Raw genomic sequence first — 14461 nt, 5'->3', positions numbered from 1 at the left:
GTTGCTGCGCCAAGTGTTAGATCAGCACTCGCAGGATGTCCGGCATTGAGGTCATGGCCGCCAGGTTGTTGATCACCAGCATATCCAGCAACTTGAGCACCATGAACGCCAGGATCGGCGAGATATCCAGGCCGCCCAGGTTCGGCAGCAGCTTGCGGAACGGCGCCAGGGCCGGCTCGCAGATCTGGTTCACCAGCTCAGCGCCAGGGTTATGGCTGCCCGGAGCAACCCAGGACAGGATCACGCTGATGATCAGGGCAAAGAAGAAGATCTTCAGGAACAGCGCGGTCACGCCGATGATTGCCCAGACCAGCAACTGGACGAAATTGCCGGTGGTGCCGTAGGTCAGCAGCAGGGTCAGCGCCATCAAGGCCAACTGCACCAGGATCGCCAGTACCAGCGATGACATGTCCAGGCCGAACAGGCTCGGGATGATCCGGCGCAATGGCTTGAGCAGCGGCTGGGTGGCCTTGACGATGAACTGGCAGAGCGGGTTGTAGAAGTTCGCGCGCACCAGTTGCAGCACGAAGCGCATCAATACGATCAGCAAGTACAGACTGCCGATGGTTTGCAGCACGTAGACGGCTGCGGTGTTCAAACCAATCATGTTGGCTCCTTATTTGCCAAGTTGTTCGGCGAGTTCGGCCGAGCGGTGCGCAGCGGCGCCCAATGCTTTTTCAACCAGGGCTTCAAAGCCCCCGGCCTGGAACGACTCGATGGCTGCCTGTGTGGTGCCGCCAGGGGAGGTCACGCGACGGCGCAACTCGGCCGCGTCCACGTCGCTGGCCACCGCCATATGTGCGGCGCCCAGGGCGGTCTGTTCAGCCAGTTGCTCGGCAACGTCCTTGGACAGGCCCAGTTTCACGCCGGCGGCGGTCATGGCTTCGATCAATAGGAAGAAATACGCCGGGCCGCTGCCGGACACAGCGGTGACCGCGTCCAGTTGCTGCTCCTGTTCCAGCCACAGGGCGATGCCCACGGCGGACAGCAGCTCCTGGGCCTGGTCACGCTGGGCAGCGCTGACTTCGGCGGTGGCATACAGGCCGCTCACGCCTTTGCGCAGCAGCGAAGGGGTGTTGGGCATGCAACGCACGATCGGCTGGGCGCCGAGCCATTGCTTCAGGCTGGCGCAGTTGATCCCGGCGGCGATGGACACCACCAGTTGCTGCGGCTGCAGGCTCGGGCGCAGGCTTTCGCACACGGCCTTCATGGCTTGCGGCTTGACTGCCAGCACGATCACATCGACGCCCTGGATGGCCTCGGCGTTGTCGGCAAAGGTTTCAATGCCGTGCTCGGCGCTGACGCGGGCACGGGTCTCGGCGCCCGGGTCGCTGGCGCGAATTTGCGCGCTGCCCAGGCCTTGGGCCCGTAGGCCACCGATCAGGCTGGCCGCCATGTTGCCGGCGCCGATAAAAGCTATACGCGTGTCTGTCATGACAGGTCCTTGGTTAAATAGAAGTCAGCCATTTTCAAGGCTGGCCGTAGTCGCGGGCGCCAAACAGGGCGGTACCGATCCGCACCCAGGTGGCGCCTTGGGCAATGGCCGACTCGAGGTCGTGGCTCATGCCCATGGAAAGTGTGTCCAACGGCAGATTCAAACGGGCTTGCAGCTCGCGTACGGTGGCGAACGCCGCATCTTGGGCCGCCCGATCTTCAGTCGGCTCGGGGATCGCCATCAAGCCACGCAGTTTCAGGCGCGGCAGGGCGCTGATCGCATTGGCCAGGGCCGGCAGGTCGGCGGGTGTACAGCCGGACTTGCTGGCTTCGCCACTGACGTTGACCTGAATGCAGATATTCAGCGGCGGCAGGTTGGCCGGGCGCTGTTCGGACAAACGTTGAGCAATTTTCAAACGGTCCACGGAATGCACCCAAGCGAAGTTCTCGGCGATCGCACGAGTCTTGTTCGATTGAATGGGGCCGATGAAGTGCCAACTCAAGGGCAGGTCGGTCAATTCCGCCTGTTTTCCCAACGCTTCCTGTAGATAGTTTTCGCCAAAATCGCGCATCCCGGCGGCATAGGCTTCGCGCACTGCGAGTGCGGGTTTGGTCTTGCTCACGGCCAGCAGGTGGATGCTGCTTGCGTCACGTTGCACGGCGTCGGCTGCGGCGCGGATGCGCTGGCTAACCAGGCCGATGTTGTCTGCTATCGTCGACATTCAAGATGCGCCCGTGGATATGGAGTCCGCGGCATTCTACTGGAAATGGAAAGCCCTATGGATATCACTGAATTACTCACGGCCAGCGTGCGCCGTGGCGCCTCCGACCTGCATTTGTCGGCTGGCCTGGCGCCGATGTTGCGGGTGGATGGCGAGGTGTGGCCGCTGGATTGGCCGGTGCTCTCACCTACGCAAGTTGCGGACTTATTGAGCCCCTTACTGAATCAGCACCAACAAAAGGATTTCGAAACATCTCTTGAAACGGATTTTGCTTTCGAGCTACCCGACGTGGCGCGGTTCCGGGCGAATGTGTTCCAGCAGGATCGTGGCATGGGCGCCGTGTTTCGCACCATCCCCTCTGAGGTGCAGAGCCTGGAAAGCCTTGGCCTGGGAGATGTATTTCAGCGTATCGCCCAGCTACCACGCGGCTTGGTGTTGGTGACTGGCCCCACTGGCTCGGGCAAGTCCACAACCTTGGCGGCGATGATCGATTTTCTCAATCAGCATCGGCGTCAGCACATCCTTACGCTCGAAGATCCGATCGAGTTTATCCACACACCGAAAACGGCGTTGATCAACCAACGCCAGGTGCACCGCGACACCCATAGCTTTTCCACCGCACTGCGCTCGGCGCTGCGGGAAGATCCTGACGTGATCCTGGTGGGTGAACTGCGCGACCTGGAAACCATCCGCCTGGCGCTGACGGCGGCGGAGACCGGGCACCTGGTGTTTGGCACATTGCACACCAGCTCGGCGGCGAAGACCGTAGACCGGCTGGTGGATGTGTTCCCGGCCGGGGAAAAAGCCATGGTCCGCGCGATGCTGTCGGAGTCGTTGCAGGCGGTGGTGTCTCAAGTGCTGGTGAAGAAGATGGGCGGCGGGCGGGTGGCGGCTCACGAGATCATGCTGGGCACGCCGGCGATTCGGAATTTGATCCGCGAGGACAAGGTGGCGCAGATGGTCTCGGCGATCCAGACGGGTGGAGCGTTGGGGATGAAGACGCTGGATATGAGTTTGAAGGCGTTGGTCGGGGAGGGCGTGATCAGCAGGGAGGAAGCGCGGGAGAAGGCGAGGGTGCCTGCAGATATCTAGAGAGCAGTGAGATCAGTGTGGGAGCTGGCTTGCCTGCGATAGCGCACTGTCAGACGATATTTTTGCGACTGACACACCGTTATCCCAGGCAAGCCAGCTCCCACATTTGGCTGCATTCCAAATGGGGAGTCTGGTGGCATTGAACTTAGCGCTGAACGATCCGCAAGTTGTTCTGCTCTTTCGGCAGAACCCGCTTGGCAATCACGTAGTTCTTATCCCAGAACGGCTTTTTCAGCGTGTCGATGCTCACCGATTTGCCACGGCGCGGTGCGTGGATAAAACGGTCATTGCCCAGGTAGATGGCAACGTGGTTCACCTGGCGGCTCTTCAGTTTGAAGAACAACAGGTCACCCGGTTTCAGGTCCTTGCGATCAACCTTCTGCCCGTGGCCGGCGGCCATGGCATTGGACGTGCGCGGCAAGTCCACCGCTGCAACATCATTAAACGCATATTTCACCAAACCACTGCAGTCGAACCCTTTACTTGGGCTGCTACCGCCCCAACGATAAGGAGTACCGAGCACGTTGACGGCGCGGCTGAGGACGGTGCTGCTCTGCTTGGTGTTGACGCCTACCAGGCCCGGTACTGCTTTGCCGTTGTGGGCCTTGCTCAGTTGAGTCGGGCGGTTGACAGTCAGCTTTACCGACTTGGTAGTACCTGGCGTGCTGTGGACTTTAGGGGTGAAACCGTTAACGTTAGGAAGTCGTTGCTCACGATTGGTGGCGTGGGCGGCCAGTGGCATTAATAGGCAAATGGTTAGCCATGTCTTGAAAAATGGTCGCATTAGGCGTGGCTCTTATGGGTTTGCGCGCAACTTTATAACAGGTTTTAGTGTCGTTCTCAGGCCGTTTGTCGACTGAACCTTGACGTCAAAATCAGGAAAAACGCGACGATTCGCCGCAATTGTCCTACACAAGGCAGGTGGCATAAGGCTTTCAGGGCAGGGAAGATACCATTTGCCGTACGTCGGGCGCCTGTAAAAAAGTCACAAAGAAAGTGAAAATTTTTTTCTATCGAGGCAAAAGAGGTACGCGATGAACACCTATCAACAGATTGGCCAGCAACAAGACACCCACAGCAAGGTGATCGGTTACCTGTTGTGGATTTTCGGTTTTACCGGCGCGCATCGCTTCTATTACGGCAAGCCGGTGACCGGCACGATCTGGTTTTTCACCTTGGGCTTGCTGGGGATTGGCTGGCTGATCGACCTGTTCCTGATCCCGGCCATGGACCGTGAAGCGGACCTGCGTTTTACCGCCGGGCCTATCGAATACAACGTGGCCTGGATCCTGTTGGCGTTCCTGGGCGTATTTGGCGTGCACCGTATGTATCAGGGCAAATGGATCTCCGGCCTGATCTACCTGCTGACCGGCGGTTTGTTCCTGGTGGGCGTGCTGTATGACTTCTGGACGCTGAATACGCAGATTTCGATTCGGAATGCGGAGCGCAATAACGGGCGTTGAGTCTGCACACAATCAAATGTGGACGCCTACTTGTGTGGGAGCTGGCTTGCCTGCGATGCAGGCACCTCGGTCTTTCAATCAAACCGAGGTGATGCTATCGCAGCGGTGCGGCGATCCGACAAGCCAGCTCCCACATGGACCGTGCCCACATTAGAGGTGTGGTCTATCAGGCCTGGTAGCTGATGCGGCCGTCCACCAAGGTGTAGCGCACCGTCGCCGGCAGGCTATGCCCGATGAACGGGCAATTCTCACCTTTGGACAGCCAGTGCTCCCCAGCTACCGTGGAGCTGGCCGGGTCAAACAACACCAAGTCCGCCGCCGAACCTACCGCCAACTTACCCGCCGGCAAGCGCAATGCCTCGGCCGGGCCGGCGCTCAGTCGTGTGAGCAATGTCGGCAAGTCCAGCAAACCCTCTTCCACCAGCGTCATCGCCAACGGCAGCAACAGCTCAACGCTGCTGATACCCGGCTCTGTCGCGCCGAACGGTGCCAGCTTGGCATCGCGCTCGTGGGGCTGGTGGTGGCTTGAAATCGCCGAGATCACACCCGACTTCACCGCCGCGCGCAAACCCTCACGGTCGGCACGGGTGCGCAGCGGCGGTTGCACGTGGTACAGGCTGGAGAAGTCGATCAGCGCCTCATCGGTCAAAATCAGCTGATATAACGCCACATCCGCCGTCACCGGCAAGCCACGGGCCTGGGCCTGGGCGATCAGGGCGACACCGCGTGCGCTGGTCAATTGGCTGAAGTGCGCGCGCACGCCGCTTTGTTCCACCAGCAGCAGGTCACGGGCCAGGGCCACGGTTTCGGCGGTTTCCGGAATGCCCGGCAAACCGAGGAAGCTGGCCACGGCGCCTTCATGGGCCAGGCCGCCTTCGGCCAGGTCGCGATCCTGGGAGTGGAAGATCACCGTCAGGTCGAAGGTGGCTGCGTACTCCAGGGCGCGGCACAGGGTGCGGGTACTGCGAAAGCTCTCCAAACCGTTGCCAAAGGCTACGCAACCGGCGTCGCGCAGGGCGATCAGCTCGGCGAGTTGTTCGCCGTCCAGGCCTTTGCTCAGGGCGCCAATGGGGAACACTTTGCAATTGCCGGCTTCGCGGGCGCGGTCGAGGATCAGTTCGGTCACCGCCGAGGTGTCCAGGACTGGCTTGGTATGCGGCGGGCAGCACAGGCTGGTCACGCCACCGGCCGCAGCGGCGCGGGTTTCGCTGATGATGTTGCCCTTGCGACTGTAACCCGGCTCGCGCAGGGCGACGTTCAGGTCCACCAGGCCAGGCGCGGCCACCAGGCCTTTGGCGTCGATGGTTTCAACCGCGCTGAAGCCAGTAGGGGCAGCGCCAATGGCGATGATCTTGCCGGCTTCCAGATGCAGATCGGTAACTTGATCCAGGCCACTGGCTGGATCGATGACTCGGGCGCCGAGAATGCTGAGCTTCACTGGGCGTTCTCCTGCTCGAATTGACGTTGCGCGGTTTGTCCGCTCATGGCCATGGACAACACCGCCATGCGCACGGCGATGCCGTAGGTCACCTGGTTAAGGATCACCGACTGGTTGCCGTCGGCCACCGCCGACTCAATCTCCACCCCGCGGTTGATCGGGCCCGGGTGCATCACGATGGCATCCGGCTTGGCACCGGCCAGGCGCGCGGTGGTCAGGCCGAACAGGCGGTAGAACTCACCTTCGCTTGGCAGCAGGCCGCCGGCCATGCGCTCGCGTTGCAGGCGCAGCATGATCACCACGTCCACGTCCTTGAGGCCTTCGGTCATGTCGGTGTAGACCTTCACGCCATACTGCTCGATACCGATCGGCAGCAGGGTTTTCGGTGCAATCACGCGGATGTCCGGGCAACCCAGGGTCTTCAGGGCCAGCATGTTCGAGCGCGCCACCCGCGAGTGCAGGATGTCGCCGACGATGGCCACCGAGAGGTTTTCAAAGCTGCCCTTGTGCCGACGGATGGTGAGCATGTCGAGCATGCCCTGGGTCGGGTGGGCGTGACGGCCGTCGCCGCCGTTGATGATCGCTACCTGCGGGCACACGTGCTCGGCGATGAAGTGCGCAGCGCCGGAATCGCCGTGGCGCACCACGAACATGTCGGCGGCCATGGCTTCCAGGTTGCGCAGGGTGTCGAGCAGGGTTTCGCCCTTGCTCGCCGACGAGGTCGACACGTTCAGCGTGATTACGTCGGCCGACAGTCGCTGGGCGGCCAGCTCAAAGGTGGTACGGGTGCGCGTGGAGTTCTCGAAGAACACATTGCAGATGGTCTTGCCGCGCAGCAGCGGGACCTTCTTCACCGCGCGGCCGCCGACTTCGAGGAACGAGTCGGCGGTGTCGAGGATTTCGGTGAGCAGTTCGCGGGGCAAACCGTCGAGGGACAAGAAATGTTGCAACTGGCCCTGAGCATTGAGCTGCAGCGGGCGCTTGGCATCTAGAGGCGTCATCGCGGGGACTCTGTACAAGGCGGTTTAAAGGGCAAGGTCTTGCAGTTCGAGTTCGAGCGGCGTGGGACCGGACAATTTTACCCGCTGGTGGGCTTCCAGCGACAGTGTGGCGCCGACCACATCCGGGCTGATCGGCAATTCGCCGGCTTCCAGGTCCAGCAGGCACACCAGGGTCACGCTGGCCGGGCGGCCGTAGTCGAACAGTTCGTTCAGGGCGGCGCGAATGGTGCGGCCGCTCATCAGCACGTCATCGATCAACACCAGATGCTGGCCTTCGATCTCGAAGGGCAGGGCCGAGGGGCGCACTTGCGGGTGCAGGCCGTTCTGGCTGAAGTCATCGCGGTAGAAGGACACGTCCAGGGTGCCCAGGGGCGAATCGCTGCCGAGCGCCTCCAGCAGTGCCTGAGCCACCCACACACCGCCCGTGCGAATGCCGATGAAACGCGGTTCGCTGATGGCGCGGTGTTGCAGATGGGCCGTGAGGCTTTTGGCCATCTGGCTGATCAGTTCGGCGGGGTTCGGCAAGCTCATGGTGGCTCCTTCAAGGCCTTGGCGGGGGCAAGGTCCGGGCGTAAACGTAAAAAGACGCGGCAAGCCGCGTCAGTCAGGATTCAAATAAAGCAGTGTTTTCGTCCAGCCAACCCTGCAACAGCAGGGCGGCGGCAATGGCGTCCACGGGGTTGTCGCGGTAGCTGCCTTTCTGCCCGCCACGGTCGCGTCGCTCGCCCTTGGCTTCAAAAGTGGTCAGGCGCTCGTCGTGGGTATAGAAGGGGATGTTGTAGCGGCCATTGAGGCGGCGTGCGAACTTTTCGGCGCGCAGGCACATGTCGCTGGGCGTGCCATCCATATTCAAAGGCAAGCCGACCACCACGGCGTCGGGCTTCCACTCTTTAATGAGGGCCTCGACCTGGTTCCAGTCCGGGATACCGTTCTGGGCCTTGAGGGTGCACAGCTCGCGGGCCTGCCCGGTAATCACCTGGCCGACGGCTACGCCGATCTGCTTGGTGCCGTAGTCAAAGCCGAGGATCAGACGCAAGGCCATCAGGCGTGCCCCGCCTGGCTGGTCAGCAGGCTGAGGTTGACCCGCAGCTTCGCCGCCGCGGCTTCCAGGCGCAGTTCGCTGGGGGTGTTGAAGAGGATGTCGGCGTCAAAGGGGCAGGTCAGCCAGGCATTGCTCGCCAACTCAGCTTCCAGTTGCCCGGCTTCCCAGCCCGCATAGCCCAGGGTGATCACGCTTTGCTCGGGGCCAGCGCCGTCAGCGATGGCGAACAACACGTCCTGAGAGGTCGACAGCGACACGCCTTCCAGATCGACCGTGGCCTGGAACTTCGGCCCGGTGGGGTGCAGTACAAAACCGCGATCGGTCTGCACCGGCCCGCCGATGTAGATCGGCACGTCCTGGCAACGGGCCGGCGGGTCGACGTCTGGTCGCAGTTGTTCGAGGATATCCGCCAGGTTCAGCTCTTGCGGGCGGTTTACCACGAGTCCCATAGCACCATTGGCCGTGTGCTCGACAATGTAGGTCAAGGTTTGCGCAAAGTTCGGGTCGGCCATATGGGGCATGGCGATCAGGAATTGGTGCTTGAGGTAGGTCGGGCTGACATTTTTCATGTCCGCTAGTGTGGCGTTGGAGGGGCGAACTGACAAGGTGGGGATGTGCCGCATCCGGCAATTGTCATCAATTGCTGGAAAGCCGATCGCCCTTGGCGAACTTCCAGGTGCGGATGATTTCCAGGCGGTCGACGTCGTTCAAATCCCCGCTGAACGGGGCAAACGGTGCCGCCAGGCGCACGATGCGCTGGGCAGCCTGGTCCAGCAATGGCTGGCCGGAGGACTCCAGAACCTGCACTTCATATAGCGTGCCGTCACGGTTGATTGAAACCAATAGTCGCAAATTGCCGTAAATCTGCTGGCGTCGGGCTTCTTCGGGGTAGTTGAGGTTGCCGATGCGCTCGACCTTCTTGCGCCACTCGTCCTTATACCAGGCACCTTTGTCGCGCATGGTCGAGGCGGCGTTTAGCCGGTAGATGCGCGGGCGCTTGGCGTACAGCTGCTGTTCGTTGGCCAGTTCGGCTTCGAGGCTGGAGATTTCGTCGGACAGTGTCGAGCTGTCGAAGGTCGGTGCTGGCTTTACGGGCTCGGGCGTGGGTTCGGTCTTGGCCTTTTCGCGCTGGGTCGGGGCTTTTTGCGGTTTGGGTGCGACAGTAGTCACCGCAGGCTTGGGTGCGGCTTGCTTGACCTCGGGCTTAGGCGTCGGCGGCGGGGTGACTTTATTCACCTTGTTGTCCTGGAACGGCGCCACTTCGGTGGTCTTGGGCACGGCTTTCTTGTCCAGGGTGCCGCTGCCTTGCTGGTTGTCCTGGGCGAGAAAGTCGGCCTTCTCGGGCTTCTTTTCGCTCTTGAACGTGGCGAGGGTGATTTCCAGGGTTTTGCTGATCTGCTTGGGTTCGACCATCGTGAACCCCACGCCGAGGATCAGGGCCAGGTGAATCAAGGCCGCCAGGAACAGGGTAAATCCGAGCCGATCAGCCGGGCGCACGCCGCTATGGGAGAGTTCGGGGGGCAGTTCGGACGGGAGTGTCATGACAAAAAAACCAACATCGCGCGTTTCACAGGTGGCGCATGATAACGCAATGTTGGTATGTGTCCGGCTGTTCTATGTCACTTGGCTTGTAGCTTGTGCTCAATGGCGGCCATCAGCATTTCGCCGATGTTCGTGCCAAATGCATTGTCGATCTCGCGGATACAGGTCGGGCTGGTGACGTTGATTTCAGTCAGGTTCTCACCGATCACGTCCAGGCCGACAAACAGCAAGCCCTTTTCACGCAGCGTTGGACCGACTTGGGAGGCGATCCAACGGTCCTTGTCCGACAAAGGCCGTGCTTCGCCGCGCCCACCGGCCGCCAGGTTGCCACGGGTTTCGCCGGCTGCCGGGATACGCGCCAGGCAGTAATCCACCGGCTCGCCGTCGATCATCAGGATGCGCTTGTCGCCGTCCTTGATCGCCGGCAGGTAGGCCTGGCCCATGATCTGCTGGGTGCCAAGGGCGGTCAGGGTTTCCAGGATCACCGACAGGTTCGGGTCGCCCGCGCGGTGACGGAAGATCGAGGTGCCACCCATGCCGTCCAACGGCTTGAGAATCACATCGCCATGTTTGGCGGCAAATTCACGCAGCACATCGGCGCGGCGGCTGACCACGGTCGGCGGCGTGCACTGCGGGAACAGCGTGGCGAACAGCTTTTCATTGCAGTCGCGTAGGCTCTGCGGCTTGTTGACGATCAGTACGCCAGCGCGTTCGGCCTGCTCCAGCAGGTAGGTGGAGTACACGAATTCCATGTCGAACGGCGGGTCCTTGCGCATCAGGATCACGTCCAGATCGCTCAACGGGCTGTCGATTTCATCTTGCAGCTCGAACCACTTCTGCGGGTTGGCAAACACCTGCAGCGGGCGCATGCGTGCGCGGGCTTCGCCGTCGCCCTGGTAAAGATCGCGCTGCTCCATATAGAACAACGTCCAACCGCGGGCCTGGGCGGCCAGGAGCATGGCCAGCGAGCTGTCCTTTTTATAGGAAATGCTGGCGATAGGGTCCATGACAATGCCGACGCGAACGCTCATGGGGGATTTCCTCTAGCAAATAAGGGCACACAAAAGTGGCGTCAGAGTGGCGCTGCGGCTGTTGTGGGTCAAGGAAAAACCACCCGGCCGGTTGCTCGATAGATTGCGCCCGGAGACTGTGCTAAAAAGACTGCCACAGCGCAGCAGCCCTTGAATTCCAAGGCTTGCGGCGTTCATCCTGTGCAACATCAGGCAGTACACACCGAAAACCGATTCGCTGTGGCGATGGCAGAGCAGATATGGAACAGCAATCCAACGCCTTGAGAGTGATGGTGATCGACGATTCGAAGACGATCCGCCGCACCGCCGAGACCCTGTTGAAGAACGTGGGGTGCGATGTCATCACGGCCATCGACGGTTTTGATGCCCTGGCCCGGATTGTTGATCATCACCCGCACATTATTTTTGTCGACATCATGATGCCGCGCCTGGATGGCTATCAGACGTGCGCGCTGGTGAAGAACAACCCGGCGTTCAAGTCGATCCCGGTGATCATGTTGTCCTCCAAGGACGGCCTGTTCGACAAGGCCAAGGGCCGTACCGTGGGTGTCGATCAGTTTTTGACCAAACCTTTCAGCAAGGAAGAACTGCTGGGCGCAATCAAGGCCTACGTGCCTGCCTTCGCCGCAGTAGAACAAGCACACTGACACCGCCTCACAAGGGCCGGTGTCCACCTATGTAGTGGGGAAAACCATGGCACGTGTTCTGATCGTCGACGATTCGCCGACCGAAATGTACAAACTCACCGGCATGCTGGAAAAGCATGGCCACCAGGTCCTCAAGGCTGAAAACGGTGCGGACGGCGTGGCTCTGGCCCGCCAGGAAAAACCCGACGCCGTGCTGATGGACATCGTGATGCCGGGCCTCAATGGCTTCCAGGCCACGCGCCAGCTGTCCAAGGAGCCGGAAACCAACGGCATCCCGATCATCATCATCACCACCAAGGACCAGGAAACCGACAAGATCTGGGGGGCACGCCAGGGCGCCAAGGATTACCTGACCAAGCCGGTGGATGAAGAAACCCTGATCGCCACCCTGAACAAGGTGCTGGCCGGCTGACGGCACGTCATCATGACCGAGTCGCAAACCGCCTTTGAGCTGTTGCTGGACATCGACCGCCGCTGCCGCCTGCTGGCCGCCGACCTGCCGTCCCAGGAAACCCGCTTGCAACGTTGGAGCGGTATCGGCTTTCGCCTGGGGCAGCACTGGTATGTGGCGCCCATGGGTGAAGTCGCCGAAGTCCTGCATGAGCCGCGTTGCACTTTAATGCCCGGGGTCAAGGCCTGGGTCAAAGGCGTGGCTAATCTGCGTGGGCGCTTGTTGCCGGTGATGGACCTGGGTGGGTTCCTCGGCCTTGAACTGTCCAAGGCGCGCAAACAGCGGCGGGTGTTGGTGGTGGAATGTAACGACCTGTTTGTCGGGCTGCTGGTGGACGAGGTGGTGGGGATGCAGCATTTTGCACAAGACGCGTGGCTGGCGAACGCCGCACCCGACGCACCGTATATCCAAGGCTGGTTCGACGGCGACCAGCAGTGGCAGGTTTTCAGCCCCTTCGCCCTGGCCCAGGCCCCAGGCTTCATGGACGTTGCCGCATGACCACCGCCACCACGCCCAAACCCCAGGCCGGCTCGCGCAGCCGCTCGCAGATCATCGTGCTGTTTATTGCACTGATCGTGTTCATCATGTTGCTGTTCGCCAACTTTGCGTACCTCAACACCCAGTCGACCTATGACAAACAGTACATCGGCCACGCCGGTGAATTGCGCGTGCTGTCCCAGCGCATTGCCAAGAACGCCACCGAAGCCGCCGCCGGCAAGGCGGCTGCGTTCAAGCTGTTGGGCGAGGCGCGCAACGATTTCGCCCAGCGCTGGGGCTACCTGAAAAAAGGCGACCCGCAAACCGGGCTGCCCGCCGCGCCCAGTGCGGTACGCGCCGAAATGCGCGCCGTACAGACCGACTGGGAGGCGCTGCTGAAAAATACCGATGCGATTCTCGCCAGCGAACAGACCGTGCTGTCGTTGCATCAAGTTGCCGCGACGCTGGCCGAGACCGTGCCGCAATTGCAGATCGAGTCGGAAAAGGTCGTCGACATCCTGCTGCAACGTGGCGCCCCGGCCAGCCAAGTGGCGTTGGCCCAGCGCCAGTCATTGCTGGCTGAACGTATCCTGGGGGCGGTGAACACCGTGCTCGCCGGCGACGAAACCGCCGCGCAGGCCGCCGACGCCTTTGGCCGCGATGCCAACCGATTTGGGCAGGTGCTCAACGGCATGCTCCAGGGCAACCCCGGCCTGCGCATCACCCAGGTCGAAGACCGCGACGCCCGCGCGCGGCTGGCGGAAATTGCCGAGCTGTTTGAGTTTGTCTCCGGCTCCGTGGATGAAATTCTTGAGACCTCGCCGCAACTGTTCCAAGTGCGCGCATCGGCGAGCAACATCTTCAACTTGTCGCAAACCCTGCTCGATGAAGCCTCACACCTGGCCACCGGGTTTGAAAATCTCGCCGATGGGCGCAGCTTGGACACCATCGGTGGCTATGTGCTGGGCTTGCTGGCGCTGACCTCGATCATCCTGATCGGCCTGGTGATGGTGCGAGAGACCAACCGTCAACTGCATGAAACCGCCGAGAAGAACGAGCGCAACCAGAACGCAATCATGCGTCTGCTGGATGAAATCGAAGACTTGGCCGACGGCGATCTCACGGTGACCGCATCGGTGACCGAAGACTTCACCGGTACCATCGCCGACTCCATCAACTATTCCGTGGATCAGTTGCGCGATCTCGTCGCCACCATCAACCTCACCGCCGGGCAAGTCGCCGGAGCGGTGCAGGATACCCAGGCCACCGCCATGCACCTGGCCCAGGCGTCGGAGCATCAGGCCCAGCAGATCGCCGAAGCCTCCACCGCGATCAACCAGATGGCCCAGTCCATCGATCAGGTCTCGGCCAACGCCGCCGAATCGTCGGCAGTGGCGGAGCGTTCGGTGGAGATTGCCAACAAAGGCAACGAGGTGGTGCACAACACCATCCACGGCATGGACAACATTCGCGAGCAGATCCAGGATACCGCCAAGCGCATCAAGCGCCTGGGCGAATCGTCCCAGGAGATTGGCGACATCGTTAGCCTGATCGACGACATTGCCGACCAGACCAACATCCTCGCGCTCAATGCCGCGATCCAGGCGAGCATGGCTGGGGATGCAGGGCGCGGCTTTGCCGTGGTGGCGGATGAAGTTCAGCGCCTGGCCGAACGTTCGTCGGCCGCGACCCGGCAGATCGAAACCCTGGTGCGCGCGATCCAGGCCGATACCAATGAGGCGGTAATCTCCATGGAGCAGACCACCACCGAAGTGGTGCGCGGCGCGCGGCTGGCGCAAGACGCCGGGGTGGCGCTGGAAGAAATCGAAGGCGTGTCGAAGACCCTGGCGGCGCTGATCCAGAGCATATCCAACGCGGCGCAGCAACAGACCTCGTCGGCGGGGCAGATTTCGCTGACGATGAATGTGATTCAGCAGATCACTACGCAGACCTCGTCGGGCTCCACGGCTACGGCCGAAAGTATCGGTAACCTGGCAAAAATGGCCAGCCAGTTGCGCCGGTCGGTGTCGGGTTTCACCCTCCCGCCCCCCAAGCAAGTCGACGATTGAAATGCTTTCTAAAGAACACCACAGTTGATCTCCATTGTTCTTGGCAGCACCA

At 61.3% G+C, this 14461-nt stretch carries 17 protein-coding genes; 6 read left to right on the top strand and 11 right to left on the bottom strand.

Annotation, left to right across the window (positions count from 1 at the left end):
- Positions 1–16: 16 nt before the first annotated feature.
- From HU722_RS27825 to HU722_RS27815, 3 genes are read right to left on the bottom strand one after another with little or no spacing between them, the layout of a single operon-like run.
- Positions 17–607, bottom strand: a complete 591-nt coding sequence (locus HU722_RS27825; protein ID WP_065871949.1) for a YggT family protein — start codon at positions 605–607, stop codon at positions 17–19.
- Between the two features lie 9 nt (positions 608–616).
- On the bottom strand, positions 617–1435 hold the full coding sequence (gene proC, locus HU722_RS27820) for a pyrroline-5-carboxylate reductase (protein WP_065871948.1): 819 nt from the start codon (positions 1433–1435) through the stop codon (positions 617–619).
- Between the two features lie 34 nt (positions 1436–1469).
- Positions 1470–2156, bottom strand: coding sequence for a YggS family pyridoxal phosphate-dependent enzyme (locus tag HU722_RS27815; RefSeq protein ID WP_065871947.1), 687 nt, complete (start codon positions 2154–2156; stop codon positions 1470–1472).
- Positions 2157–2213: 57 nt separating this feature from the next.
- On the opposite strand from HU722_RS27815, the gene HU722_RS27810 reads away from it, so the two are divergent.
- Positions 2214–3248: a type IV pilus twitching motility protein PilT gene (locus HU722_RS27810; protein WP_065871946.1), complete on the top strand. Its 1035-nt coding sequence runs from the start codon at positions 2214–2216 to the stop codon at positions 3246–3248.
- A 145-nt stretch (positions 3249–3393) separates the two neighbouring features.
- On the opposite strand, the gene HU722_RS27805 is transcribed toward HU722_RS27810, so the two are convergent.
- Positions 3394–4032, bottom strand: coding sequence for a C40 family peptidase (locus HU722_RS27805; RefSeq protein WP_065871945.1), 639 nt, complete (start codon positions 4030–4032; stop codon positions 3394–3396).
- Between the two features lie 250 nt (positions 4033–4282).
- Here HU722_RS27805 and HU722_RS27800 point away from each other — a divergent pair, with 250 nt between their 5' ends.
- A complete protein-coding gene (locus tag HU722_RS27800) occupies positions 4283–4711 on the top strand; it encodes an NINE protein (RefSeq protein ID WP_065871944.1) in 429 nt (142 codons plus the stop codon).
- Positions 4712–4877: 166 nt separating this feature from the next.
- On the opposite strand, the gene HU722_RS27795 is transcribed toward HU722_RS27800, so the two are convergent.
- The 7 genes from HU722_RS27795 to gshB form a co-directional block, all read right to left on the bottom strand.
- On the bottom strand, positions 4878–6149 hold the full coding sequence (locus HU722_RS27795; protein WP_065871943.1) for a dihydroorotase: 1272 nt from the start codon (positions 6147–6149) through the stop codon (positions 4878–4880).
- On the bottom strand, positions 6146–7150 hold the full coding sequence (locus HU722_RS27790) for an aspartate carbamoyltransferase catalytic subunit (protein WP_025857712.1): 1005 nt from the start codon (positions 7148–7150) through the stop codon (positions 6146–6148). The genes HU722_RS27795 and HU722_RS27790 overlap by 4 nt, the downstream gene beginning before the upstream one ends.
- 24 nt (positions 7151–7174) lie before the next feature.
- Entirely contained in the window at positions 7175–7681 is a 507-nt protein-coding gene (pyrR, locus tag HU722_RS27785; RefSeq protein ID WP_065871942.1) for a bifunctional pyr operon transcriptional regulator/uracil phosphoribosyltransferase PyrR, read from the bottom strand.
- A 73-nt stretch (positions 7682–7754) separates the two neighbouring features.
- Positions 7755–8192, bottom strand: coding sequence for a Holliday junction resolvase RuvX (gene ruvX / locus HU722_RS27780; RefSeq protein WP_003176676.1), 438 nt, complete (start codon positions 8190–8192; stop codon positions 7755–7757).
- The gene (locus HU722_RS27775; RefSeq protein WP_065871941.1) at positions 8192–8761 is read right to left on the bottom strand and encodes a YqgE/AlgH family protein; all 570 of its coding nucleotides are present in this window, start codon (positions 8759–8761) and stop codon (positions 8192–8194) included. Before HU722_RS27775 ends, ruvX begins: the two co-directional genes overlap by 1 nt.
- A 67-nt stretch (positions 8762–8828) precedes the next feature.
- Entirely contained in the window at positions 8829–9734 is a 906-nt protein-coding gene (locus HU722_RS27770) for an energy transducer TonB (RefSeq protein ID WP_065871940.1), read from the bottom strand.
- Between the two features lie 77 nt (positions 9735–9811).
- Positions 9812–10765, bottom strand: coding sequence for a glutathione synthase (gene gshB, locus HU722_RS27765; protein WP_065871939.1), 954 nt, complete (start codon positions 10763–10765; stop codon positions 9812–9814).
- 239 nt (positions 10766–11004) lie between these two features.
- Here gshB and pilG point away from each other — a divergent pair, with 239 nt between their 5' ends.
- From pilG to HU722_RS27745, 4 genes are read left to right on the top strand one after another with little or no spacing between them, the layout of a single operon-like run.
- Positions 11005–11412, top strand: coding sequence for a twitching motility response regulator PilG (pilG, locus tag HU722_RS27760; protein ID WP_049711119.1), 408 nt, complete (start codon positions 11005–11007; stop codon positions 11410–11412).
- Between the two features lie 46 nt (positions 11413–11458).
- Complete coding sequence (gene pilH, locus HU722_RS27755) at positions 11459–11824, top strand: twitching motility response regulator PilH (protein WP_014720320.1); 366 nt, start codon at positions 11459–11461, stop codon at positions 11822–11824.
- Between the two features lie 12 nt (positions 11825–11836).
- The gene (locus tag HU722_RS27750; protein ID WP_065871938.1) at positions 11837–12361 is read left to right on the top strand and encodes a chemotaxis protein CheW; all 525 of its coding nucleotides are present in this window, start codon (positions 11837–11839) and stop codon (positions 12359–12361) included.
- On the top strand, positions 12358–14409 hold the full coding sequence (locus HU722_RS27745; RefSeq protein WP_065871937.1) for a methyl-accepting chemotaxis protein: 2052 nt from the start codon (positions 12358–12360) through the stop codon (positions 14407–14409). The genes HU722_RS27750 and HU722_RS27745 overlap by 4 nt, the downstream gene beginning before the upstream one ends.
- Positions 14410–14461 lie beyond the last annotated feature (52 nt).

The organism is Pseudomonas tritici (assembly GCF_014268275.3).
GTDB lineage: Bacteria > Pseudomonadota > Gammaproteobacteria > Pseudomonadales > Pseudomonadaceae > Aquipseudomonas > Aquipseudomonas tritici.
This window is presented reverse-complemented; position numbering and strand designations above follow the sequence as displayed.

Bases quoted from the DNA above. Each gene is read 5' to 3' on its own strand.
- HU722_RS27825 (WP_065871949.1), bottom strand. From the start codon at position 607: ATGATTGGTTTGAACACCGCAGCCGTCTACGTGCTGCAAACCATCGGC.
- proC (WP_065871948.1), bottom strand. From the start codon at position 1,435: ATGACAGACACGCGTATAGCTTTTATCGGCGCCGGCAACATGGCGGCC.
- HU722_RS27815 (WP_065871947.1), bottom strand. From the start codon at position 2,156: ATGTCGACGATAGCAGACAACATCGGCCTGGTTAGCCAGCGCATCCGC.
- HU722_RS27810 (WP_065871946.1), top strand. From the start codon at position 2,214: ATGGATATCACTGAATTACTCACGGCCAGCGTGCGCCGTGGCGCCTCC.
- HU722_RS27805 (WP_065871945.1), bottom strand. From the start codon at position 4,032: ATGCGACCATTTTTCAAGACATGGCTAACCATTTGCCTATTAATGCCA.
- HU722_RS27800 (WP_065871944.1), top strand. From the start codon at position 4,283: ATGAACACCTATCAACAGATTGGCCAGCAACAAGACACCCACAGCAAG.
- HU722_RS27790 (WP_025857712.1), bottom strand. From the start codon at position 7,150: ATGACGCCTCTAGATGCCAAGCGCCCGCTGCAGCTCAATGCTCAGGGC.
- pyrR (WP_065871942.1), bottom strand. From the start codon at position 7,681: ATGAGCTTGCCGAACCCCGCCGAACTGATCAGCCAGATGGCCAAAAGC.
- ruvX (WP_003176676.1), bottom strand. From the start codon at position 8,192: ATGGCCTTGCGTCTGATCCTCGGCTTTGACTACGGCACCAAGCAGATC.
- HU722_RS27775 (WP_065871941.1), bottom strand. From the start codon at position 8,761: ATGAAAAATGTCAGCCCGACCTACCTCAAGCACCAATTCCTGATCGCC.
- HU722_RS27770 (WP_065871940.1), bottom strand. From the start codon at position 9,734: ATGACACTCCCGTCCGAACTGCCCCCCGAACTCTCCCATAGCGGCGTG.
- gshB (WP_065871939.1), bottom strand. From the start codon at position 10,765: ATGAGCGTTCGCGTCGGCATTGTCATGGACCCTATCGCCAGCATTTCC.
- pilG (WP_049711119.1), top strand. From the start codon at position 11,005: ATGGAACAGCAATCCAACGCCTTGAGAGTGATGGTGATCGACGATTCG.
- pilH (WP_014720320.1), top strand. From the start codon at position 11,459: ATGGCACGTGTTCTGATCGTCGACGATTCGCCGACCGAAATGTACAAA.
- HU722_RS27750 (WP_065871938.1), top strand. From the start codon at position 11,837: ATGACCGAGTCGCAAACCGCCTTTGAGCTGTTGCTGGACATCGACCGC.
- HU722_RS27745 (WP_065871937.1), top strand. From the start codon at position 12,358: ATGACCACCGCCACCACGCCCAAACCCCAGGCCGGCTCGCGCAGCCGC.